This is a genomic window from Schaedlerella arabinosiphila, assembly GCF_003885045.1.
GTDB classification, from domain to species: Bacteria; Bacillota; Clostridia; order Lachnospirales; family Lachnospiraceae; genus Schaedlerella; species Schaedlerella arabinosiphila.
Genome location: NZ_RHJS01000002.1, coordinates 1,734,219 through 1,757,075 on the forward strand (window position 1 = coordinate 1,734,219; position 22,857 = coordinate 1,757,075).

Here is a 22,857-nt window from a genome sequence, read left to right on the forward strand (position 1 = left end):
AAGCCATTTATCCCAGCGGGTCGATCTTTAAAGTCCGAATCCTTTTAAAGAGCAGTGTGGAAAGGGCCACAGATACGATCTCCGCAAGGGGAATGGACCACCATACCATGGACAGGCCGTACAGTACGGCAAAGAGGTATGCGGCCGGAAGGATCACCAGGAGCTGGCGCGCTGCGGATACGATCAGGCTGTACATCCCGTTTCCAAGGGCCTGGAAGACAGAGCCTACGATGATGCAGTACCCGGCAAAGATGAAGCTCAGGCTGATGATCCTTAAGGCAGGCACCCCGATCTCCAGCATGTGCTCAGAAGCATCAAAGAATCCCAGAAGCTGTGCCGGAAAGATCTGAAACAGGGCCAGTCCCACGAACATAATGGAAACCGCCAGCAGGATGCTCAATTTCATGGTGGACTCGATCCGCTTTTTATTTTTTGCGCCGAAATTGTAGGCAATGATCGGGATCATGCCATTGTTGAGCCCGAATATGGGCATGAAAATAAAGCTCTGCAATTTAAAATAAACCCCGAAGACCGCGGCTGCGGTGGAGGAGAACATGAGCAGGATTTTGTTCATCCCAAACACCATGACAGAACCGATGGACTGCATGATGATGGAAGGAATGCCTACCTGGTAAATGGTGGCAATGATTTTTTTGTCCGGCTTAAACCCTTTCAGGTTCAGATTCAGCTCCCGGTTTTTGGTGCAGTTGAAATAGACTGAAAGGGCGACGGCGACGATCTGTCCGGTTACCGTAGCGATGGCAGCCCCGGCCACCTCCAGCCGGGGAAATCCGAACAGGCCGAAGATCAGGATGGGGTCCATGATGATATTGATGATGGCGCCGATCCCCTGGGTAATCATGGTATAAATGGTCTTTCCGGTGGACTGCAGAAGGCGCTCCAGGGTCATCTGCATAAAGATCCCGATGGAAAGGATGCAGATGATCGTCAGATACTGCGTGCCGTAAGTGACGATCTGTTCATCCCGGGTCTGAAGCCGGAAAAAAGTATGAGAGCAGGTCAGGCCGATGAAGGCCATGATTCCGAAGCTGACGAGGGAAAGGAAGATCCCGTTTTTGGCAGCCTGGTTGGCGTCCTCGAATTTTTTTTCACCCAGGTTGCGGGAGAGCAGGGCGTTGATCCCCACGCCGGTACCGGCGGAAAGGGCGATCATCAGGCTCTGAATGGGAAACGCAAGGGATACGGCTGTCAATGCGTTTTCATTGATCTGCGCCACGAACATGCTGTCCACGATATTGTACAGCGCCTGTACGAGCATGGAAAGCATCATGGGCAGAGACATGGTGATCAATAATTTGGGAATCGGCATGACTCCCATCTTGTTTTCTTTTGTCTGTAGATTCTGCATCTGAAAGATAAACCTCCTCAATCTGTTATATGGTGTGCGGAAAAACAGCCTGATGCAGGATGTTTTTCTGGAAAATCAAAATACCTTCCCGATTATACCATCAATAAATTGAAAGTACAATGCATATATTAAAAAGAAAACCATATACGGCTTACCATGCCGTAAAGGAAAAGCAGAGTATGAAGAAGTGGATGCAAGGAATCGCGCTGGTCTATGTCCTTCTGCTGCTGGGAATCTGCGTTCCAAGGGCAGATTTGGGGAACGCCCAGAACGACGCGGGGGAAGCATTGTATCTGATCAGGCCCAAGGACAAAAAAGAGGAGGCGGAGAAAAAACTGGAACAGCCGAAGATCGCCCTGACCTTTGACGACGGCCCCAACGCGCAGTTTACGCCGTTTTTGCTGGACGGGTTGAAGGAACGAAATGTAAAGGCTACCTTTTTTCTCATCGGAAAGAATATTGAGGCGGGAAGCAACGCGGAAATCGTGAAACGGGAGTGGGAGGAGGGGCATCTGGTGGGCAATCATACATACAACCATGTGGAGATCACCAGGGTCAGCAACGACACTGCCTACCGGGAAATCAAGGCCACCAACGACCTGATCCAGGGGATCACCGGACAGCCCGTGGAATATATGCGGCCCCCCTTTGGCCTGTGGCAGAAGAAGCTGGAGCAGAAGATCCATGTGCTTCCCGTGATGTGGACGGTCGATCCGCTGGACTGGGCCACCGAAAATGAGGATGAAATTGTAAATAAAGTAGTGACGGAAGTGGAAGAAAATGATATTATCTTGTTACACGACTGTTATAAAAGCTCTGTACGGGCCGCGTTGCGGATCGTAGATCTTCTCGAGGCAAAGGGCTATCAGTTTGTGACAGTGGATGAACTCCTTTTGGAGTAATATTTGACCAGTGAGATACAGGAGATATGAGAAAAGATGATACACGAATTTTCCAGAACGGAGCTATTGCTAGGTCCGGAGGCAATGGAACGCTTAAAACAGGCCCGGGTGGTGATATTCGGCGTGGGGGGCGTAGGCTCCCACTGCATTGACGCCCTTGCCCGGAGCGGGATCGGGCATCTGACCCTGATCGACAGCGACCGGGTTTCCCTGACCAACATCAACCGTCAGTCCGTGGCCAGCCACCGGACCATCGGGCAGTATAAGACACAGGTTATGAAGGAGCAGATCCATGAGATCTGCCCCAAGATCCAGGTGGAGACATTGGAACGGTTTATCCTGAAAGAAGACCTGTCCGACCTGTTTGAGAACAGGCCGGATTATATCGTGGACGCCGTAGATACGGTAACCGCCAAGCTGAACATTGCCGAGTGCGCCGTAAGGCTGAACCTCCCCCTGATCAGCAGTATGGGCACGGGAAATAAACTGCATCCGGAGCTGTTTGAGATCACGGATCTGTCAAAGACCAGCGTCTGCCCGCTCTGCAAGGTGATGCGGAGGGAACTGAAAGCCCGGGGGATCACCCATCTAAGGGTGCTGTATTCTAAGGAGCAGCCGGTGGACGTCTCCGGAAACAGAACCGGGGAGGAGACGAAAGAGGGCAAAATGGTTCCGGGAAGCATTTCCTTTGTTCCACCTGTGGCGGGGCTTCTGATTGCAGGGGAAGTGATCCGCGCACTGGCGGCCGGACATCAGGCAGTTTGATGAGAAAAAGCAAAAGAGGGATAAAAAATTATGGATTTATTTGATTATATGAGAGAAACCAGACAGGAAAAGGAGTCTCCCCTGGCATCCAGGATGCGTCCTGTGACTTTGGAGGAGGTGGCGGGGCAGAAGCACATCATTGGAAAGGATAAGCTGCTGTATCGGGCGATCCGGGCGGACAAGCTGGGCTCCATCATTTTTTACGGGCCTCCGGGGACGGGCAAGACCACCCTGGCAAAGGTCATCGCCAACACGACCCGTTCCAAATTTCAGCAGATCAATGCCACATCCGCGGGCAAGAAGGACATGGAGCAGGTGGTAAACGAGGCAAAAGAGCTGCTTGGGATGTACCAGAAAAAGACCATACTGTTTATCGACGAGATCCACCGTTTCAACAAGGGACAGCAGGATTATCTCCTTCCCTTTGTGGAGGACGGCACCATCACGCTGATCGGGGCCACCACGGAGAATCCCTATTTTGAAGTCAACGGGGCGCTTTTGTCCAGATCCAGCATCTTTGAACTGCATGCGCTGGACAAGGAGGACATCAAGTCCATCCTGCGCCGGGCGGTATATGACAAGGAGAAAGGAATGGGCGCCTTTCATGCGGAGATTGACGAGGAGGCGCTGGATTTTCTGGCGGATCTTTCGGGAGGGGATGCCAGAAATGCGCTCAATGCGGTGGAGCTTGGAATTCTGACCACGGACCGCAGCGACGACGGGCTGATCCACATTACCCTGGAGGTGGCCTCGGAATGCATCCAGAAGCGGGTGGTGCACTATGACAAGACGGGGGACAACCACTACGATACCATTTCGGCATTTATCAAGAGTATGCGGGGGACAGATCCGGATGCGGCGGTCTATTACCTGGCAAAGATGCTCTACGCAGGGGAGGATATCAAGTTCATCGCACGCAGGATCATGATCTGCGCGTCCGAGGATGTGGGAAATGCAGATCCCCAGGCGCTGGTGGTGGCGGTGGCGGCGGCTCAGGCCGTGGAGCGCATCGGAATGCCCGAGGCGGAGATCATCCTCTCCCAGGCCGTTCTCTATGTGGCCTCCGCGCCCAAGAGCAATTCCGCGGTGATGGCCGTCGCTGCAGCCGGGAAAAGCGTGCGGCAGACCAAAACCACGGTGCCGTCCCATCTCCAGGACGCCCACTACAAAGGCGCGAAGAATCTGGGGCGGGGAACCGGCTATCAATATGTACATAATTATCCCGGGCATTATACGGCCCAGCAGTACCTTCCGGACGAGATCCGGGACGCCAGGTTCTACGAGCCCAGCGATTCCGGTTATGAAAAACAGATCAAGGAACATCTGGAAAGGCTTCGGGGCCTGTAAAAGGGGCATCTCCCAAACCGTGAGATGCCCCTTGTGGGCAAATCCTACAGCAGTTTTGTGAGGAGATCCCCGTAGATCTCCTGGCTGGCGGCGTTCCAGTTTTTGCTGATGGCTTCCGCCTCGGCTCTGGTGGGAACCGTCAGCTTTAAGTCCAACAGGCTGTATTTGCCTTCCAGGATCTGGCAGCGCGCCTCGTATTCCTGATTGGCATTCAGATAATAGGAAGCTTTGGCGGAGAGGGCTTCCCTTAAATGAAATTCATTTTCTTTCACAAAGGCGTCGATATCCCGGCGGATCTCAAAATTGATATTTCCCTGCAGAAGCCGGATGGTCCTGACGCCGTCGCCGGTGAGGTGGTAGAGCGTGCGGCGGTACGTATTTTCCGCTTCCACCAGGTTGGCTTCCTGGAGCTCGGAGAGGGCTTCCTGGAGCCGGAAATAATTGGTATATTCCATTCCCAGCATAAAATCAGAAATCTGCGTGGTTGCCAGGGGAAAATCTACTTTTTTCAGCAAATATAAGATCATCAGTTTGTACAAGGTCAATGTCTCATTCATGATAGTCCTTTCCCTGCCAGATATCCTGTTCCTTCAGATATTGGTGCAGTGCATTCAGTACGGTTCGTTTTTGGCCTGTCCAGAGCGGGGCGATGAGAAGCTCCTTAGGCCCGTCGCCGGTGAGACGGTGGATGGTGATATCCGGCCTGAGCCTGGAGATGCACGCTCCCAGAAGGCCGATGTATTCGTCCATGGATGGAACCGGGAAGGGGTGCTCTGCATATTGCAGGGCAAGATCCGTCCCTTGTAAAATATGGAGAAGCTGAAGCTTGATTCCCTGGATGTCCATGTGATTGAGATAGTCCAATGTCTCAAACATCTGCTGTCTGGTCTCCCCCGGAAGGCAGAGGATGGTATGGACAAGCACGTCGATGCCCCGGCTGCGGAGATTTTGGACCGCCTCTTCAAAGACAGGCAGTTCGTACCCCCGGCGGATGTATGCGGCCGTATGGGGGTGGATGGTCTGCAGCCCCAGCTCGATCCAGACCGGCTTGATCCGGCTGAGCCGCTCCAGCAGCTCCAGCACAGGCTTCCCTAAGCAGTCCGGGCGGGTGGCAATGGAGAGAATCCGCACATCCCCATCCCGGACAGCCTCCAGAAAGATCCGCTCCAGATATTCCACCGAAGCGTAAGTATTGGTAAACGCCTGAAAATAGGCGATATAGGAATGTACGGGGCGCTTCCCGGCAAGGGCGGCTTTTCCGTTTTTCAGCTGCTCTGTAATGGAAAGGGCCCGGGAACCTGCAAAATCGCCGGAGCCCGAGGCGCTGCAGAAGACGCATCCCCCGCGTCCGACGGTGCCGTCCCGGTTGGGACAGGTCATGCCGCCGTCCAGCGTGATCTTATATACTTTTTCACCGTAGGTCTTTTTCAGGTCATAATCCATCGAATGGTAGCGTTTTTCTCCCCAGCGGACCTGCCTGCTCTGCGAATCTGCCATAAACCGTATCATTCCTTTCCGGACTTTGAAAATGGGGGCAGAAGAATCTGCCCCTTTTTCTATCATATCACGCTTAAAGTGACTGTGCAAGACGAATGCGGAAATACGAAAAAATAGATTTACCGTATTTTTTATGTTTAATTTACCACATTTTTCAAAAAAAGGTTTGCTTTTTCCCAAACTTCGTGTATAATACAAACAGGTTTTAGTTCATTTGAGTCAATTCAGACTAAGATTCTTGAGGAGATAGAAGGAATTGCTTGTACGGTGAATGTACCAGCGACAGGCCGTATTCAGCAGCAATTCTGCCATCTGACCCATTAAATCCATAGACACCAACCGAATAGAGAAGACGACAGTGAAGAAAGGAAAGGTAATTTTATGACGAGAGAGAAGTATGAATCGCTGCCTCTTGCTACTTTGAAAGAGCTTGCGAAAGCGCGGAGTATGAAAGGGGTTTCTACCATGAAGAAGAGCGACCTGATTGATGCGATGCTTGCCCAGGACGAGAAGGACAGCCAGGAAGCGGCCCAGGAGGAAGCGAAAGAGGAAGTCAGGGAAGAGATGAAGGAGAAGAAGGAGTCTACGGATATTGAACAGCTTGACAGCGGCAAGACTGCCACCGGGATTCTGGAAGTGCTGCCGGACGGCTTCGGCTTTATCCGGAGCGACAACTACCTGCCGGGTGAGAACGACGTCTATGTGTCCCCCTCCCAGATCCGCAGGTTCGGCCTCAAGACCGGGGACATCCTGATGGGCAATACCCGTGTCAAGACCCAGGGTGAGAAGTTCAGTGCCCTGCTCTATGTATCGGCCATCAACGGCATGCGTCCGGCGGACGCGCAGAAGAGGCGCAATTTTGAAGACCTGACCCCGATTTTCCCCAATCAGCGTCTGCGTATGGAGACGCCGGGCTGTACTACGGCCATGCGGATCGTGGATCTGCTCTCCCCCATCGGAAAAGGGCAGCGCGGTATGATCGTATCCCCGCCCAAAGCCGGTAAGACAACCCTGCTAAAGGACATCGCCCTTTCGGTGAAGAAGTCGGATCCCAATATCCATCTTCTGATCCTGCTCATCGACGAGCGTCCCGAGGAAGTGACGGATATCCGGGAGGCCATCGCGGGCCCCAATGTGGAAGTGGTATACTCTACCTTCGACGAACTGCCGGAGCACCACAAGCGGGTATCGGAGATGGTCATTGAGCGGGCGAAGCGTCTGGTGGAGCACGGCAAGGATGTGATGATTCTTCTGGACAGCATCACCCGTCTGGCGCGGGCCTACAATGTGATCGTGCCTCCTTCGGGAAGGACGTTATCCGGCGGTCTTGACCCTACGGCTCTGCATATGCCCAAGCGGATCTTCGGCGCGGCCAGAAATATGCGGGAGGGCGGAAGCCTGACGATCCTGGCAACGGCGCTGGTGGATACCGGAAGCAAGATGGACGACGTTGTATACGAGGAATTTAAGGGCACCGGCAACATGGAACTGGTTCTGGACCGGAAGCTGCAGGAGCGGAGGGTGTTCCCGGCCATCGACATTCCCAAGTCCGGTACGAGAAGGGAAGACCTGCTGCTGAACAAGGACGAGCAGGACGCGGTCTATATCATCCGCAAGGCGCTTAACAGCATGAAGTCCGACGAAGCGGTGGACAATCTTCTGAATATGTTCTCACGGACAAAAAACAACGACGAACTGACCCGGATGGTCATCCGGCAGAAGTTCCTTTAAGAAAAAGAAAAAAACAGACGGGAATCGCAGAAAATCTCTTGCAAAAGCTTGTACGGTATGATACAATAACAGCGTTGTTTTGGAGAGTATAATGAATATTTTGAAAATAGAGAGGTGAAAGACATGAGAGAAGGAATCCATCCGGAGTACCATCAGGCAACTGTGACTTGCAACTGCGGGAACACATTCGTTACAGGCTCTACCAACAAGAGTATCCATGTGGAAATCTGTTCCAAATGCCATCCGTTCTACACAGGACAGCAGAAAGCGGCACAGGCGCGCGGACGTGTTGATAAGTTCAACAAAAAATATGGTATCAAATAAAAAGAACAAGCGGCAGGCTGAGGTAAACATATCTCAGCCTGTTATTGTATGGCAGCGATCCCAAAACGGTTCGCCCGCAGGATGCGCGGGGGCACCGGGGATACCGGCGGCCTGCAGCGGCAGAATATAGGAGATGATGCATATGAAGTCTTCAAATATAGGCGGACAGGCAGTGCTCGAAGGCATTATGATGAAGAACGGCGACCGCTATGCGGTGGGGGTGCGCAGGCCGGATCAGGAGATTGAGGTCCGTGTGCAGGAGCACAAAAGCTTTGTGCCCGGGGCAATCCGCAAGATCCCGTTTATCCGCGGAGTATTTAATTTTATAGATTCTCTGATACTGGGGATGAAGGCGCTGATGTTTTCGGCGGAATTTATAGAGGATGAAGAAGAGGAAGCAAGGGAGCTGACGGCGGACGAAGCAGCCAGGGAAGAGAAAAAGGAATCCCTGGTCATGTCCATTGTCCTGGTGTTTTCCATCCTGCTTGCAGTGGGGATATTCATGGTTCTGCCTTATTTCTTAAGCGGGCTGTTAAAGAGGTTTATTATGTCGAGAAGCGTGCTCACCGTACTGGAAGGACTGATCCGTGTGCTGATCTTTTTGGGCTACATTACCCTGGTATCCCGTATGAAGGACATTCAGAGGACGTTTATGTATCACGGGGCGGAGCACAAGTGCATTAACTGCATCGAACACGGACTGGATCTGAATGTGGAGAATGTCCGGGCCAGTTCCAGGCAGCATAAGCGATGCGGGACCAGCTTCCTGTTTTTTGTCATGATCGTCAGTATCATTTTCTGTTTCTTTATTACGGCCGAATCCCAGGTTATGCGCGTCCTGCTGCGTATCGCGCTGATGCCTTTGATCGCGGGGGTGTCCTACGAGATCATCCGTCTGGCCGGGAACAGTGACAATCCGGTGGTGAACCTGTTGAGCCAGCCGGGATTGTGGGTGCAGAACATGACCACCAAGGAACCCGACGACAGCATGATCGAAGTGGCCATTCAGGCGGTGGAAGCCGTGTTTGACTGGAAAGAGTATCAGGCGGAGAATTTTAAGGCCGCAGCCGGCAGGGCAGGGCATGCCCAGGGCGTATCATGACGGTTCGGGATGCCTGTGTAAAGGGGACAAAGCTTTTGGAGCGGCAGGGGATACCGGAGGCGGCGCTGGACGCCTGGTATCTGCTGGAGCATATAACCGGCATCAGCCGGGCCAGGTATCTTTCAGACGGTGGACAGGCGTTGGAGGAAGCCCTGGAAGCCAGGTATTTTGCCCTCATCGAAAAAAGAGGGCGGCGGATTCCGCTGCAGCATCTGACCGGGGTGCAGGAATTCATGGGATATTCCTTTCTGGTCAGCAGGCATGTGCTGATCCCCCGCCAGGATACGGAGACGCTGGTGGAAGAGGCGCTGTCCGTCCTGAAAAAGGAAGCAGGGCCGTTGCGTGTGCTTGACATGTGCACCGGTTCAGGCTGTATTCTGCTCAGTGTCCTGAAATGGATGTGTCAGGAACAAGGATATGTGATCAAAAGCCGGAAGGATTTTGATCCCGTCGCCGGGCAGGCTGTTTCAAGCGGAGAGGGCGGGCTGTCCATATGCGGAGTGGGGGCGGATATTTCCGCTCCGGCATTGGAGGTGGCCGCTGGGAATGCGAAGAGTCTGGGGGTGGAAGCCGAGTTCTGCCAGGGCGACCTGTTTGAGAATGTAAAGGGCCGGTTTTCCATGATCCTCTCCAATCCGCCCTATATCCGGACTTCAGAGATCGAAACGCTTCAGGAGGAGGTGCGGCTGCACGATCCGATTTCTGCGCTGGACGGCGGAGCGGACGGGCTGGATTTTTACCGGAGGATTATCCGGGAGAGCAGAGAGTATCTGCTCCCCAAGGGACATTTGATGTTTGAGATCGGATATGACGAGGCCGGGACAGTGGCGGAATGGATGAAAGAGGCAGGATTTGGGAATATTTCTGTAAAAAAGGACCTGGCAGGGCTTGACCGGGTCATATCCGGTGTATATCAATAGCTGGGAGGATGGAGTAGATTATGTTTGACAGGTTAGAGGATTTACTGATTCGTTATGAGGAGGTCATGGGCGAACTGCAGGAACCGGACGTTGCCAATGACACGGATCGTTTCAGGCGGCTGATGAAGGAGCAGAGCGATCTGGCCCCCATCGTGGAAGCGTATAAGGAATATAAGCAGTGCAGGCAGGATGTGGAAGACAGCCTGGCCATGCTGGAAGAGGAATCGGATGAAGAGCTTAGGGATCTGGCCAAGGAAGAGTTAAACGGCGCCAAGGCGCGCATTGAGGAGCTGGAGCGTGAGATGAAGATCCTGCTTCTGCCGAAGGATCCCAATGATGATAAGAACGTCATCGTGGAGATCCGGGCAGGCGCAGGAGGGGACGAGGCGGCCTTGTTCGCGGCCGAGATCTACCGCATGTACGTGCATTATGCTGAAGGGCGACGCTGGCGGCCGGAGATGATCTCCCTGAATGAAAACGGGATCGGCGGCTTCAAGGAATGCGTCTTTATGCTGACCGGACAGGGGGCGTTCTCCCGTTTAAAATATGAGAGCGGGGTGCACCGTGTGCAGCGCGTGCCGGAGACGGAGAGCGGCGGGCGTATCCATACATCCACGATCACGGTGGCCATCATGCCGGAAGCGGAAGAGGTGGATGTGGAGCTGGATATGAATGACTGCAAATTCGACGTGTTCCGGGCGTCCGGAAACGGAGGGCAGTGTGTCAATACGACGGATTCCGCGGTGCGTCTGACCCACATTCCGACAGGAATCGTGATCTCCTGCCAGGACGAGAAGTCCCAGCTCAAGAACAAGGACAAGGCGCTCAAAGTGCTTCGGGCCAGACTTTACGAGCTGGAGCTGGCAAAGCAGCATGACGCGGAGGCGGAAGCCAGGAAGAGCCAGGTGGGAACCGGGGACCGTTCGGAAAAGATCCGAACCTACAACTTCCCCCAGGGACGGGTGACAGACCACAGGATCAAGCTGACCCTGCACAAGCTGGACACCGTTTTAGGCGGGGATCTGGACGAGATCATCGACAGCCTGATCGCCGCGGACCAAAGCGCCAAGCTGGCAAAGATGAATGAACAATAAGACGAAATCAAAAAAGACAGGCCCTTTCAGTGTCTGTCTTTTTTTGATTCCATTGTATGCAGAAACGCTGCCAGCGGCATGTTTTCTGTATTCCATGTATGCAGAAATGCTTACGGCAGTCTCTATTTCACTTCCGCGATATCCACCAGCGTCAGCTTCTTGATATCCGTATTCTCCAGGCTGGTGATCAGCGCCCGGGCCGTGTCCATTGCAGTCAGGACGTTGACCCCTGTCTCTATGGCGTTTCTGCGGATCACGAAGCCGTCTTTTGCGTGCTCCGCCCCCTGGGCCGGGGTGTCGATGACCAGGTCGATCTCATGGCCTAAGATCAGATCCAGCAGGTTGGGGGATTCCTGTTCGATCTTACGCACCGCGATGGCCTTCACCCCGCCGGCCTTCAATGCGGCGGCGGTGCCTGCGGTGGCGAAGATCCGGTATCCGATGGCTGCGAACCGGCGGCCGATTTCCACCGCCTCCTCCTTGTCCTCGTCCCGCACCGTGAGGATCATATTCTTAAACCGGGGCAGCTTGATCCCCGCCCCCAGAAAGGCTTTGTACAGGGCTTCGTCGAAGGTGGATGCGATGCCTAAGCATTCTCCGGTGGATTTCATCTCCGGCCCCAGGCTGATGTCCGCACCCCGGATCTTTTCAAAGGAGAATACCGGCATCTTGACTGCAAAGTATTCGGCTTCCCTCTGCAGGCCCGGCGTATATCCCAGCTCCCGGATCTTACTGCCTGTGATCACACGGGACGCCAGGGGCACGATGGGGATACCGGTGACCTTGCTGATATAGGGCACGGTCCGGCTGGAACGGGGGTTGACCTCGATCACATAGACGTCCTCCTCCCCGCAGACAATGAACTGGATGTTGATCAGCCCTACCACATGAAGGGCTTTTGCCAGCCGCCGGGTATACTCCGCGATCTTTTCCTTGGCCGCCTTTGTCAGGCTCTGGGCCGGATACACGGAGATGCTGTCCCCGGAATGGATACCGGCCCGTTCGATATGCTCCATGATTCCCGGGATCAGGATTTCCTCGCCGTCGCAGACCGCGTCCACCTCGATCTCTTTTCCGCTGAGGTACTTGTCCACCAGGATCGGATGATCCTGGGCGATCCGGTTGATGATGCCGATGAACTCATCAATATCGTGGTCGTTGATGGCGATCTGCATGCCCTGTCCGCCCAGCACGTAGGAGGGCCTTACCAGGACCGGATAGCCCAGACGGTTTGCCACCTCCTTGGCCTCCTCCGCGGTGTAGACGGTGCCGCCCGAGGGACGGGGGATCCCGCATTCCTCCAGGATCTGGTCGAACAGCTCCCGGTCCTCCGCCTTGTCCACATTTTCTGCCGAGGTTCCCAGGATCGGAACCCCCATCTTCATCAGGCTTTCCGTCAGCTTGATGGCGGTCTGTCCGCCGAACTGCACCACCGCGCCGTCGGGCTGTTCCAGATCCACGATGCTCTCCACATCCTCCGGGGTCAGGGGTTCAAAATAGAGCTTGTCCGCAATGTCAAAATCCGTGCTGACGGTCTCCGGATTGTTGTTCACGATGATGGTCTCATAGCCCTCCCGGGAAAATGCCCAGGTACAGTGCACGGAGCAGAAGTCAAACTCGATGCCCTGGCCGATCCGGATGGGGCCGGAGCCCAGAACCAGAACCTTCTTCCGGTCATTGGTTTTTGCCGCCTCATTTTCACTGCCGAATACGGAGTAGTAGTAGGGGGTCTCGGCGGCAAATTCTGCGGCGCAGGTGTCCACCATCTTATAGGCCGCCACAATGCCGTTTGCATGGCGCATGTCGTGGATCTCCCGCTCAGTCCTGCCGGTGAGCCTGCCGATCACGGCATCCGGAAATTCCATCCGCTTCGCCTCCTTTAAAAGCTCCGGCGTCAGCTCGCTTGTCTGAAGGGACTGCTCCATCTCCACCAGGATGGCAAGCTTGTCGATGAACCATGGATCAATCATGGTCCGCTCGTGGATCGTATCATACTCAAACCCTCTGCGGAGGGCCTCCGCGATCCGCCAGATCCGCATGTCGTCCACGATGGAAAGCTGTTCGGTCAGTTCTTCCCGATCCAGGCCGGTGAAATCATAGGACAAAAGGCAGTCCACATGCTGCTCCAGGGAACGGATGGCCTTCATCAGGGCGCCTTCGAAATTGTCGCAGATGCTCATCACTTCCCCGGTGGCCTTCATCTGGGTGGTCAGCGTCCGCTTGGCGCTGATGAATTTGTCAAAAGGAAGCCTGGGGATTTTCACCACGCAGTAGTCCAGCATGGGCTCGAAGCTGGCATAGGTCTTGTGGGTGATGGCGTTTTTGATCTCATCCAGCGTATACCCCAGGGCGATCTTTGCCGCCACCTTGGCGATGGGGTATCCGGTGGCCTTGGAAGCCAGGGCAGAAGAGCGGCTCACCCGGGGATTGACCTCGATGACGCAGTACTCGAAGGATTCCGGATGGAGGGCGTACTGCACGTTGCAGCCTCCCGTGATCTTCAGCTCGTCGATGATTTTGAGTGCGGAGGTCCGCAGCATCTGGTACTCCTTGTCACCCAAAGTCTGGGATGGCGCAACAACGATGCTGTCCCCGGTATGGACGCCTACAGGGTCGATATTTTCCATATTACATACGGTGATGCAGTTGCCCCGGCCGTCCCGCATCACCTCGTATTCGATCTCTTTCCAGCCGGCAATGCAGCGCTCCACCAAAACCTGTCCCACACGGGAGAGGCGCAGGCCGTTTTCCAAAATCTCCATGAGCTGGCCGGAATTGCGGGCAATCCCGCCGCCGCTTCCGCCCAGGGTATAGGCGGGGCGTAAGACCACCGGATAGCCGATCTTCTGTGCAAAGGCCAGTCCGTCCTCCACGGACTCCACCACCAGGGAGGCGGCAACGGGCTCGCTGATGCGCTCCATGGCAGCCTTGAACTCCAGCCGGTCCTCCGCTTTTTTGATGGTCTCGGAGGTGGTTCCGATGAGACGCACATGGTGCTCACGCAGAAAACCGGATTCCTCCAGCTCCATGGCCAGGTTTAAGCCCGCCTGTCCCCCCAGGGTGGGAAGGATGCTGTCCGGCTGTTCCTTTAAAATCAACTGCTCCACCACTTCCGGCGTCAGGGGTTCGATATAGACTTTGTCCGCAATGTCCTTGTCGGTCATGATCGTGGCCGGGTTGGAATTTAAAAGTACCACCTCCAGGTTTTCTTCCTTCAAGGAACGGCATGCCTGGGTTCCTGCATAGTCAAACTCTGCGGCCTGGCCGATGACGATGGGGCCGGAGCCGATAACCAGTACTTTTTTGATGCTCATATCTCTAGGCATTGTTTGATCCCTCCATCATTTCCAAAAATCTGTCAAACAGGTATCCTGAATCCTGGGGCCCCGGACACGCCTCCGGATGGAACTGGACCGTAAAAATCGGTTTGCCCACATATTCCAGCCCTTCATTGGTGCCGTCGTTGACATTGACAAAGGCAGGAACGGCAGCGGACGAATCCATCTGGTCGGTATCCACCACATAGCCGTGGTTCTGGGAGGAAATGTAGACCCGTCCGGTCCTCAGATCCTTGACCGGGTGGTTTCCGCCCCGGTGCCCGTATTTGAGCTTGTGGGTCTTAGCGCCTGCGGCAAGGGCCATGAGCTGGTGGCCGAGGCAGATCGCAAATACAGGAATATTCGACTGATATATTTTTTTGATTTCTTCGATAATAGAAACACAGTCCGCCGGGTCTCCAGGCCCGTTGGAAAGCATGATACCGTCCGGATTAGCGGAAATGATTTCCTCCGCGGCGGTGTGCGCCGGATAGATGGTCACCTCGCAGCCGCGTTCGTGTAAAGATCTGGCAATGTTCTGTTTTGCCCCTAGATCAAGAAGTGCTACCTTTTTGCCGTCCCCCGGAAGAACCTGTTTTTTGCGGCAGGTCGCCCTGGAAACAACGTCCCCGATATGGTATGACTTTAACAGAGGAAGAATCTCCTCACGGTTGTAATTCAGATTGGTGGTGATCATACCGTTCATGGTTCCCTTTTCCCGCAGAATCCTGGTCAGCGCGCGGGTGTCGATGCCTGCGATCCCCGGGATATCCTGCTGCGCCAGAAAATCCTGAATTGTGCCTTCACAGCGGAAATTGCTGGGCCTGCGGGACAGCTCCCGCACAATATAGCCGTCCGGCCATGCCTTCCGGGATTCCATATCCGGTGTGATTCCGTAATTGCCGATTAAAGGATAGGTCATCACAACGGCCTGTCCCGCGTAAGAAGGGTCTGTCAGCACCTCTAAATATCCTGTCATAGACGTATTGAATACGATTTCGCTGATCATGTCTCTTGTGGAACCGATGCTTGTACCTGTAAACACAGTTCCGTCTTCTAAAATGAGAAACGCTTTCATCCATTCACCTTTCCCTTCGTGTGTATTCGTCTTGTAGTAGCAGTCAACTGCCGGCGGCTCCCGGCGGGAGAGGGCAGCGGTATCCGGGAACGATCGGTGTCCGCATTCCCAAATTGTAAAGATTATACTACAACTCCTTTGATAATTCAACTTGTTTTTTTCAGAGGGATTATTTATGGATTATCTGCGGGTTTAGAAAAGTTTAGAGGTTTATTTTCGGGAGAAAGACCTTTCTTCCTGCCGCTGTTCCAGATACGATTCTGCACAGAACAGCGGCAGGTTTTCTATCGGATTTTTAATATTCCTTCTTCTTCATAACATGCAGGGAGACCAGAATGGAGATCCCCAGTATTCCGGCCGAGGTCAGACAAAGGAGCAGTGTCAGGACTGCCGTGTCCATTCGGGAAACAAGACTCCTGAATAACCCGGGAACATCAATATGGAAATGCCTTGCCAGCGCAATCCCACCAAAAAAGACTGCGTACGCTATTCCGATGATTACGGCAAATGCAATCCGGCTTTTTTCGGCTTCAAATATTAGCTGGATGGGGATCATCAGCGCATGGACTAACGCCGACCAAAGGGCGCATGACAGCAGAGCCCGCAGCATAAGTCCCGGATCAAAGGGGATACGGTTTGTGCAGACCGCGGCCAGGAGAAGCACGGAGGAGACCGCCAGTGATCCGGCCATCGTAACGAGCATCAGGACATATTTTTCCATTGCATAGCCCCTGCGGCTGACCGGAAGCGTCAGAAGAAAGCTCATCCCGTTGGAGTGCTGGTCGTAGGAGATCGTAGACGTAGATGCCAAAGAAAACATGATGGTGATATAGCCGATGATGAAGGGAATGCCGCTGGTGCCGAATAACAAAAACGCAAACGAGATCACCATGGATAAAACAACCAGCATCTTTTGCTTCTTTAATAATTGAAAATCTTTAATCAATAATCCTTTCATAGCTTATAATCCTTTCATTCTATTCTTTCTATTGATTGATTCAGAGTCCATATTCCTGGTTTGTTCCTTTATCCGAGGGCTTTCCCGCAGATCATCATCAAGATCAGCTCGTCAATGCTGCCTTTTTCCACCGTAATCTCCGGGTGGTTTTCCAGATAGAACTGCTTCTGATCCGTCAGGCAGCTATACCCGAAGGTTTCCTTTTTATACCGGAGGACGTAAGATTTGTCCAGGGCGTCGTATTGCTCCTCTGTCATCTTGAGAAGGGCGTAGCTATCCAGCAGCACATCCGTGTCCTCGTGGAGGATGATCTTTCCCTCATGGATCATATACAGGTCGTCGCAGAAGCCTTCCAGATCCGCGGAAATGTGGGAGCTGATCAGGATGGAACGGTCTCCCGGCTCCATGTATTCCCGCAGCAGATCCAGCAGATGGTCTCTTGCGATCACGTCCAGTCCGGCGGTGGGTTCGTCCAGAACGAGCAGCCGGGCATTGTGGGAAATGGCTGTCAGGACCTGCAGCTTCTGCTTCATCCCGGTGGAAAATTCCTGCAGCTTCTTCTTTGTGGGAATGGAAAACTCTTCGCATTTTTTCAGGAAGTTATCCTTTTGAAAATCGGGATACATGGCGCGGAGTATGGGAATCAGCTCCTGAACCGTCAGAGAGCCGCTAAAGCCGGAATCCGACAGGACCACGCCGATCCGGGCCTTATCCTGCAGATCCAGGTCTTGGGCCGGTTTTCCAAAGATCTGTAAGGAGCCTCCCTCCGGGGAGATCAGCCCCAGGATCGCTTTAAACGTGGTGCTTTTTCCGGCCCCGTTCTTCCCCACCAGGCCGGTGACGCAGCCCTTGCGGACCTCCATGGAGCACTCCAAATCAAATCCTTTATAGTGCTTGGTTACGTGTTCTAGTCTTAACATCTTATTGATCCTCCAATACAATCTGAAATAAATCTGTAATCTCCTGGTTGCTCATACCGCAGCTTCGGCCCTTCCGGATCGCCATCTCCAGGTCGGCCTCCACTTCTTTTTTCTTCTCCTCCAGCATCAGCTCCTGGCTGGCCAGCGTGACAAAGCTGCCTTTCCCGTGTACGGTGACGACAAAGCCCTCCGCGTCCAGCGCGTCGTAGGCTTTCTTTACGGTCAGCGCGCTGACTTTCAGCTCCTTGGAGAGGGTGCGCACCGATGGGAGCATGGCCCCCTCCTGCAGATCCCCGCTCATGATGAACTTCTTGATCTGCGAGACGATCTGTTCGTAGATGGGCTGCATGGAAGAATTGTTGATGATCAATTTCACTGTCATCCCTCCTTCTGTACAAACAGTATATAACAGCAATAAACAGTTGTCAACTGTTTTATACTGTTTATCGAAAAATAATTTTGTTTCACTGTGGACAGTTTTATGATATAATGAAATAGTTGACAAAAACTGGAAGCGGTATTACATTCATAATACGCGGATGAGCAAGGATTTTGTTTCCAATGTCATCCATCCGTTGATTTTTTGGATAAAGCGACAGGAAAAGGAGCTGCTATGATTAAAGGTGCGATATTTGACGTAGACGGTACACTGCTGAATTCCATGCCCGTCTGGGAAAATTTAGGCGAGCTTTACCTGAAATCCGTCGGGGTCGAGGCGGAGCCGGGGCTGGGCGAGGAACTGTCTGCCATGAGCCTGCCGCAGGGGGCGGATTATCTGATCCAGCACTACCATCTGGGGAAGACGCGGAACAAGGTTCTGGACGGCATCAACCAGCAGGTTCGGGATTTTTATGCCCAGAAGGTTCCCTTAAAGCCGGGAGTCCGGGATTTTCTGGAGGGTTTGAGGGAATATCGGATTCCGATGGTCATCGTGACCTCCAGCGACCGGGGAAATGTAGAGGCCGCGCTGAAACGGCTGGGCGTGCTGAATTTTTTCGATGGGATGCTGACCTGTACGGAGATGGGAACCGACAAGAACCGGCCGGACATCTATCTGGCCGCGTCCCTGCAGCTGGATACGGAGCCATGGGAAACCCTTGTCTTTGAGGATGCTTACCACGCCGTCCTGACCGCAAAAAAATACGGCTTCCGGACGGTGGCTGTATACGACGAAGCCAACGACGGGAAGCTTGGCAAGATCTGGAATACGGCGGATATCTATCTGTCCGAATATGCGGACTTTGATCTGTTTTGGAGGAGAGTGTCAAAATTGTGAAAGAAAAAAAGAAAGCTCTTGCAGTCATTTACATCCTGCTTTCCGCGCTGTTCTTTTCGCTGATGAATATGTTTGTGAGGCTGTCCGGAGACCTGCCGTCGGTGCAGAAAAGCTTTTTCCGCAACCTGGTATCCCTTGTCTTTGCCGCTGCGATCTTAAAACGGGAGGGTGCGTGGTTTTCGGGAAAACGGGAGAATATCCGGTATCTGCTTCTGCGCTCTGGGGCGGGAACATTGGGAATCCTCTGCAACTTTTACGCGGTGGATCATCTGGTGCTGGCGGACGCATCCATGCTGAATAAGATGTCGCCGTTTTTTGCAATCGTGTTCAGTTACCTGATCCTGAAGGAGAAGATCCGGCTTCCCCAGGCGCTGATCGTGGGATGCGCCTTTGCGGGAAGCCTTCTGATCATCAAACCGACGGAAGCGGTGTTCCATTCCCCTGCGGCCCTGATCGGGCTGTTGGGCGGCCTGGGGGCCGGAATTGCATATACCTATGTCCGGGTGCTGGGGACGAAGGGGGAAAAAGGGCCTTTTGTCGTATTTGTATTTTCCGCCTTTTCCTGCGCGGTGACGCTGCCTTACCTCCTGCTGTATTTTCAGCCTATGTCAAGAGGGCAGCTTTTGAGCCTTCTGCTGGCGGGGCTTTCTGCGGCGGGCGGGCAGTTCAGCATTACCGCGGCGTATTTCCACGCCCCTGCAAAAGAAATATCCGTATATGATTATTCCCAGATCCTTTTTTCGGCAGTCCTGGGTTTTTTCGTGTTCGGGCAGATACCGGACGCGCTGAGCTGGATCGGGTACGGGATCATTTGTTCCATGGCCGTTGCCATGTTTTTATATAACCGGAAACGGACCTTGTGAAACGAAATCAGTCAAAGAGTGAGGGTGAAATCCATGAGCAGTGAGAATAATAATAATGATGATATTGCGGTGAAGCGGGCAGCCGCCGAGATGCTCCGGAAGGCAGAGGCGGTCTACATGATCCTGTCCCTTTGCACCAGAATGCCTTATGTGGTCTGCGACGAGGCCACTTACGACGATGAGATCCTTCTGTATTTTGAGGAAGAAGCGGCAAAGGCGGCGGTGAAAAAGCTGCTGGAGAAAAAGGAGCCTGTGCAGGCGGTGAAGATCGAGAAAAAGGATCTGCTGGCATTCTATGTCAGCCTGATGCCTCTGGGGGTCAACTGCATCTTTGTGAACCGGGATACGCCGGTGGAGATCTCCATCCAGCTCCATGAGATCATCCGCAGGAAGGAGCCGGAAGAGGAGGGGAAGGTCCTGATCGAGAATCCCCAGCTCCATCTGACGGCCCTTTATTTTATGCAGTCGGTGCGGAAAGCGCAGAAAGTGGAGCTGACAGAGGAATTAAAAGAGCTCCATGAGGAAATGATGGTACATTATCAGCGCGGGAAATACATCATCCCGGTCAAAGAAAACGCCGGAACGCTGGTGATGAAACAGAAAAACGGACAGGTCTTCCAGCCTGTTTTTACGGATATTCAGGAATATAAAAAGTTTTTGAGTATGCAGCAGGAGAAGGAGATCAAGTCCGCGGTGCTCCCGGCGGACCAGATTCCGGGACTCCTTGCGCCGGAGACGTCGGGCGTGGTGGTCAATCCCTTCGGCGTGAACCTGCAGCTTCAGATCAAACGTGGGAAGCAGGTGAAGAACGGATAGCGCCTGCCGGATGACAGGAATGTGTCTGCCCGGGGAACGGCCGGAGGGAATGTCAGAAAAAAGCGGACTGAATGCACGCAGCCGCTATTTTACTGGCCGGATGCCTTGCAGCAGGGTGCAAGGCACCGTGAACAGTAATACAGGCTGCAGAACTGATTTTCGGGCATACTCAGGCATATACTTTACTATCATCAAAAAAGGAGCATGTTATGAATCAACATGAAACGATGTCAATGGAACAGGTTGCGATGCGGGTGTCAAAAACCAGCATCCTTGTGAATACGCTTCTGTCCCTGGCGAAGCTGGCTGCGGGAATCCTGGCTTCATCGGAGGCCATGGTCTCCGACGCGGTTCATTCCGCGTCCGATGTGTTCAGTACCTTTGTGGTCATCATCGGAATCAAGATGGCCGGAAAAAAGGCGGATAAGGAGCATCCCTACGGGCATGAGCGTATGGAGTGCGTGGCAGCCATCCTTTTGTCCGCGGTGCTGGCCCTCACAGGGGCAGGGATCGGCTTTTCCGGCCTGCGCAAGATCGCAGGCGGTTCCTTTGAGGACCTTGCAGTTCCGGGAATCCTTGCCATGGGGGCGGCAGTCCTGTCTATTGTGGTGAAGGAGTGGATGTTCTGGTACACCCGGGCAAATGCGAAAAAAATCAATTCCGGGGCGCTGATGGCGGATGCCTGGCATCACCGTTCGGATTCCCTGTCTTCCATCGGCGCCCTGGCGGGCATCATCGGGGCCAGGCTGGGATTTCCGGTGATGGACCCCCTGGCAAGCGTGATCATCTGCCTGTTCATTTTCCAGGCGGCCTATGAGATCTTCAAGGATGCGGTGGATAAGATGGTGGATAAAGCCTGCGACGAGGAGACCGTGGAGAAGATCCGCGCCCTGGCAAAGCGGCAGCGCGGCGTGATGCGGGTGGATTCCCTGCAGACAAGGGAATTTGGAAATAAAATCTATGTGGATCTGGAGATCGCGGCGGACGGCCATCTGTCGCTGAATGAATCCCATGAGATCGCGGAGGATGTCCATGACGAGATTGAGAAGGCATTTCCGCAGATCAAGCATATCATGATCCATGTCAACCCTTATATCAACCGCAAGACGGTGTATGCCCTTCTCGGGGAAGTGGATAACGGGGATCTGGAAGAGGTGTATCAGCTTCTTCTGGGCTACCTGGAGAAACGAAAGCAGGGCCGGCCGAATTAGGAAGTACAAAGGAGGAGGCATATGGAGAGCCGAAAACAGCCGATAGGATTTCTTGTGAAGCAGATCAATAATGTATTTGAAAAGGAGCTCAACGGGAGGCTTCGGACGATCGGCGTCACTTCCTCCCAGTGCGCGGTGCTGGACTATCTGTTCCATTCCAATAAGGAAGCGGTGAACCAGCGGGACGTGGAGCGGAACCTGAACCTGAAAAATCCGACGGTGACCGGGATCTTAAAGCGTCTGGACGAAAAGGGCTACATCCTCTGCGTGCCCAACGAAGAGGATAAGCGGAGGAAAAATATCTATCTGACGGAAAAAGCGTACGATATCCAGAAGCGGATGGAAACAGACCGGAAAAAGCTGGATAAGCGGCTGACCATGGGGATGACGAAGAAGGAGGTCGCGGCAGTGACCCGGGCGCTTGAGAAAATGCTGTACAACATTGCAGACCCGTGAAGGAGGAAATCACAATGAGCTACGCAGATAAAGTATTTATAGACATGTGCAGGGATATCATCGACAACGGCACCAGCACGGAAGGGGAGAAGGTACGTCCGGTGTGGGAGGACGGAACCTCCGCCTATACGGTGAAGCGGTTCGGGGTGGTAAACCGTTACGACCTGTCCAGGGAATTTCCGGCATTGACGCTTCGGCGCACCGGGATCAAAAGCTGTACCGATGAAATGCTGTGGATCTGGCAGAAGAAGTCCAGCAATATCCATGACCTGAACAGCCACATCTGGGACAGCTGGGCGGATGCCGACGGTTCCATCGGAAAAGCCTACGGATACCAGATGCAGGTGAAGCACCAATACAAAGAGGGCATGATGGACCAGGTGGACCGGGTGATCTACGACTTGAAGCACAACCCTTACAGCCGGAGGATCATGACGAACATTTATGTGCACCAGGACCTCCATGAGATGAACCTGTACCCCTGCGCCTACAGTATGACGTTTAACGTGACAAAAAACAGGGACAGTGAGGATCTGACCTTAAACGGGATTTTGAACCAGCGCTCCCAGGATGTGCTGACGGCCAACAACTGGAATGTTTGCCAGTACGCGGTACTGCTGCACATGCTGGCCCAGGTCTGCGGTATGCAGGCCGGGGAGCTGGTGCATGTGATCGCGGACGCCCACATTTACGACCGCCATATCCCACTGGTGGAGGAGCTGATCTCCCGGGAGCCGCTTCCCGCGCCAAAATTCTGGCTGAATCCGGAGGTGACGGATTTTTACCGGTTCACCCCGGAAGATGTGCGCCTGGATCACTACGAAACCCACCCCCAAATCAAAAATATACCGGTTGCTGTTTAGAGGAGGAAGGCAAATGCGAAGCATTTCTTTCATGCCTTCCGACGACTT

Annotated in this window: 22 protein-coding genes; 14 read left to right on the plus strand and 8 right to left on the minus strand. The window is 53.7% G+C overall.

The genetic code is table 11. The annotated features are described in order from the left end of the window. Nucleotides 1-7: 7 nt before the first annotated feature. The gene (locus EBB54_RS08595; RefSeq protein WP_125127112.1) at nucleotides 8-1,369 is read right to left on the minus strand and encodes an MATE family efflux transporter; all 1,362 of its coding nucleotides are present in this window, start codon (nucleotides 1,367-1,369) and stop codon (nucleotides 8-10) included. Nucleotides 1,370-1,548: 179 nt separating this feature from the next. Between EBB54_RS08595 and EBB54_RS08600 the strand changes: the two genes are divergently transcribed. The 3 genes from EBB54_RS08600 to EBB54_RS08610 are packed head-to-tail and all read left to right on the plus strand — an operon-like array spanning nucleotide 1,549 to nucleotide 4,383. Next, nucleotides 1,549-2,271, plus strand: coding sequence for a polysaccharide deacetylase family protein (locus tag EBB54_RS08600; protein WP_125127113.1), 723 nt, complete (start codon nucleotides 1,549-1,551; stop codon nucleotides 2,269-2,271). A 36-nt stretch (nucleotides 2,272-2,307) separates the two neighbouring features. Next, a complete protein-coding gene (locus tag EBB54_RS08605) occupies nucleotides 2,308-3,036 on the plus strand; it encodes a tRNA threonylcarbamoyladenosine dehydratase (RefSeq protein WP_125127114.1) in 729 nt (242 codons plus the stop codon). 30 nt (nucleotides 3,037-3,066) lie between these two features. Beyond that, on the plus strand, nucleotides 3,067-4,383 hold the full coding sequence (locus EBB54_RS08610; RefSeq protein WP_125127115.1) for a replication-associated recombination protein A: 1,317 nt from the start codon (nucleotides 3,067-3,069) through the stop codon (nucleotides 4,381-4,383). A 44-nt stretch (nucleotides 4,384-4,427) separates the two neighbouring features. Here EBB54_RS08610 and EBB54_RS08615 read toward each other — a convergent pair whose 3' ends face one another. Together EBB54_RS08615 and EBB54_RS08620 are read right to left on the minus strand one after the other, a co-directional pair. After that, the gene (locus EBB54_RS08615; protein ID WP_004079236.1) at nucleotides 4,428-4,940 is read right to left on the minus strand and encodes a DUF4364 family protein; all 513 of its coding nucleotides are present in this window, start codon (nucleotides 4,938-4,940) and stop codon (nucleotides 4,428-4,430) included. Continuing rightward, nucleotides 4,933-5,880, minus strand: coding sequence for a TIGR01212 family radical SAM protein (locus EBB54_RS08620; RefSeq protein WP_125127116.1), 948 nt, complete (start codon nucleotides 5,878-5,880; stop codon nucleotides 4,933-4,935). Before EBB54_RS08620 ends, EBB54_RS08615 begins: the two co-directional genes overlap by 8 nt. A gap of 381 nt (nucleotides 5,881-6,261) precedes the next feature. On the opposite strand from EBB54_RS08620, the gene rho reads away from it, so the two are divergent. The 5 genes from rho (at nucleotide 6,262) to prfA (ending at nucleotide 11,051) form a co-directional block, all read left to right on the plus strand. Then, entirely contained in the window at nucleotides 6,262-7,611 is a 1,350-nt protein-coding gene (rho, locus tag EBB54_RS08625) for a transcription termination factor Rho (protein ID WP_125127117.1), read from the plus strand. A gap of 123 nt (nucleotides 7,612-7,734) precedes the next feature. Continuing rightward, the gene (gene rpmE, locus EBB54_RS08630; RefSeq protein ID WP_004079233.1) at nucleotides 7,735-7,935 is read left to right on the plus strand and encodes a 50S ribosomal protein L31; all 201 of its coding nucleotides are present in this window, start codon (nucleotides 7,735-7,737) and stop codon (nucleotides 7,933-7,935) included. Nucleotides 7,936-8,077: 142 nt separating this feature from the next. Further along, nucleotides 8,078-9,037 (plus strand): DUF1385 domain-containing protein, encoded by a 960-nt coding sequence (locus EBB54_RS08635; protein WP_125127118.1) that lies wholly within the window; start codon nucleotides 8,078-8,080, stop codon nucleotides 9,035-9,037. After that, nucleotides 9,034-9,957, plus strand: coding sequence for a peptide chain release factor N(5)-glutamine methyltransferase (prmC, locus tag EBB54_RS08640; RefSeq protein ID WP_125127119.1), 924 nt, complete (start codon nucleotides 9,034-9,036; stop codon nucleotides 9,955-9,957). Before EBB54_RS08635 ends, prmC begins: the two co-directional genes overlap by 4 nt. 20 nt (nucleotides 9,958-9,977) lie before the next feature. Further along, complete coding sequence (gene prfA / locus EBB54_RS08645) at nucleotides 9,978-11,051, plus strand: peptide chain release factor 1 (RefSeq protein ID WP_004079227.1); 1,074 nt, start codon at nucleotides 9,978-9,980, stop codon at nucleotides 11,049-11,051. Nucleotides 11,052-11,173: 122 nt separating this feature from the next. Here prfA and carB read toward each other — a convergent pair whose 3' ends face one another. The 5 genes from carB to EBB54_RS08670 form a co-directional block, all read right to left on the minus strand. Next, a complete protein-coding gene (gene carB, locus EBB54_RS08650; RefSeq protein ID WP_125127120.1) occupies nucleotides 11,174-14,377 on the minus strand; it encodes a carbamoyl-phosphate synthase large subunit in 3,204 nt (1,067 codons plus the stop codon). Next, complete coding sequence (locus EBB54_RS08655) at nucleotides 14,370-15,446, minus strand: carbamoyl phosphate synthase small subunit (RefSeq protein WP_125127121.1); 1,077 nt, start codon at nucleotides 15,444-15,446, stop codon at nucleotides 14,370-14,372. Before EBB54_RS08655 ends, carB begins: the two co-directional genes overlap by 8 nt. A gap of 295 nt (nucleotides 15,447-15,741) precedes the next feature. Further along, nucleotides 15,742-16,404, minus strand: a complete 663-nt coding sequence (locus EBB54_RS08660) for an ABC-2 transporter permease (RefSeq protein ID WP_125127122.1) — start codon at nucleotides 16,402-16,404, stop codon at nucleotides 15,742-15,744. 68 nt (nucleotides 16,405-16,472) lie between these two features. Next, complete coding sequence (locus EBB54_RS08665; RefSeq protein ID WP_125127123.1) at nucleotides 16,473-17,324, minus strand: ABC transporter ATP-binding protein; 852 nt, start codon at nucleotides 17,322-17,324, stop codon at nucleotides 16,473-16,475. A gap of 1 nt (nucleotide 17,325) precedes the next feature. Beyond that, a complete protein-coding gene (locus EBB54_RS08670) occupies nucleotides 17,326-17,700 on the minus strand; it encodes a GntR family transcriptional regulator (RefSeq protein WP_004079216.1) in 375 nt (124 codons plus the stop codon). A 237-nt stretch (nucleotides 17,701-17,937) separates the two neighbouring features. Between EBB54_RS08670 and EBB54_RS08675 the strand changes: the two genes are divergently transcribed. The 6 genes from EBB54_RS08675 (at nucleotide 17,938) to thyA (ending at nucleotide 22,809) form a co-directional block, all read left to right on the plus strand. Further along, nucleotides 17,938-18,600: an HAD family hydrolase gene (locus EBB54_RS08675; protein ID WP_125127124.1), complete on the plus strand. Its 663-nt coding sequence runs from the start codon at nucleotides 17,938-17,940 to the stop codon at nucleotides 18,598-18,600. After that, on the plus strand, nucleotides 18,597-19,463 hold the full coding sequence (locus EBB54_RS08680) for a DMT family transporter (protein ID WP_125127125.1): 867 nt from the start codon (nucleotides 18,597-18,599) through the stop codon (nucleotides 19,461-19,463). Before EBB54_RS08675 ends, EBB54_RS08680 begins: the two co-directional genes overlap by 4 nt. 33 nt (nucleotides 19,464-19,496) lie before the next feature. After that, the gene (locus EBB54_RS08685; RefSeq protein ID WP_125127126.1) at nucleotides 19,497-20,279 is read left to right on the plus strand and encodes an SseB family protein; all 783 of its coding nucleotides are present in this window, start codon (nucleotides 19,497-19,499) and stop codon (nucleotides 20,277-20,279) included. 209 nt (nucleotides 20,280-20,488) lie between these two features. Then, nucleotides 20,489-21,490: a cation diffusion facilitator family transporter gene (locus EBB54_RS08690; protein WP_125127127.1), complete on the plus strand. Its 1,002-nt coding sequence runs from the start codon at nucleotides 20,489-20,491 to the stop codon at nucleotides 21,488-21,490. Between the two features lie 21 nt (nucleotides 21,491-21,511). Next, complete coding sequence (locus EBB54_RS08695; RefSeq protein ID WP_004079206.1) at nucleotides 21,512-21,946, plus strand: MarR family winged helix-turn-helix transcriptional regulator; 435 nt, start codon at nucleotides 21,512-21,514, stop codon at nucleotides 21,944-21,946. 14 nt (nucleotides 21,947-21,960) lie between these two features. Further along, nucleotides 21,961-22,809 (plus strand): thymidylate synthase, encoded by an 849-nt coding sequence (gene thyA / locus EBB54_RS08700; protein ID WP_125127128.1) that lies wholly within the window; start codon nucleotides 21,961-21,963, stop codon nucleotides 22,807-22,809. Nucleotides 22,810-22,857 lie beyond the last annotated feature (48 nt).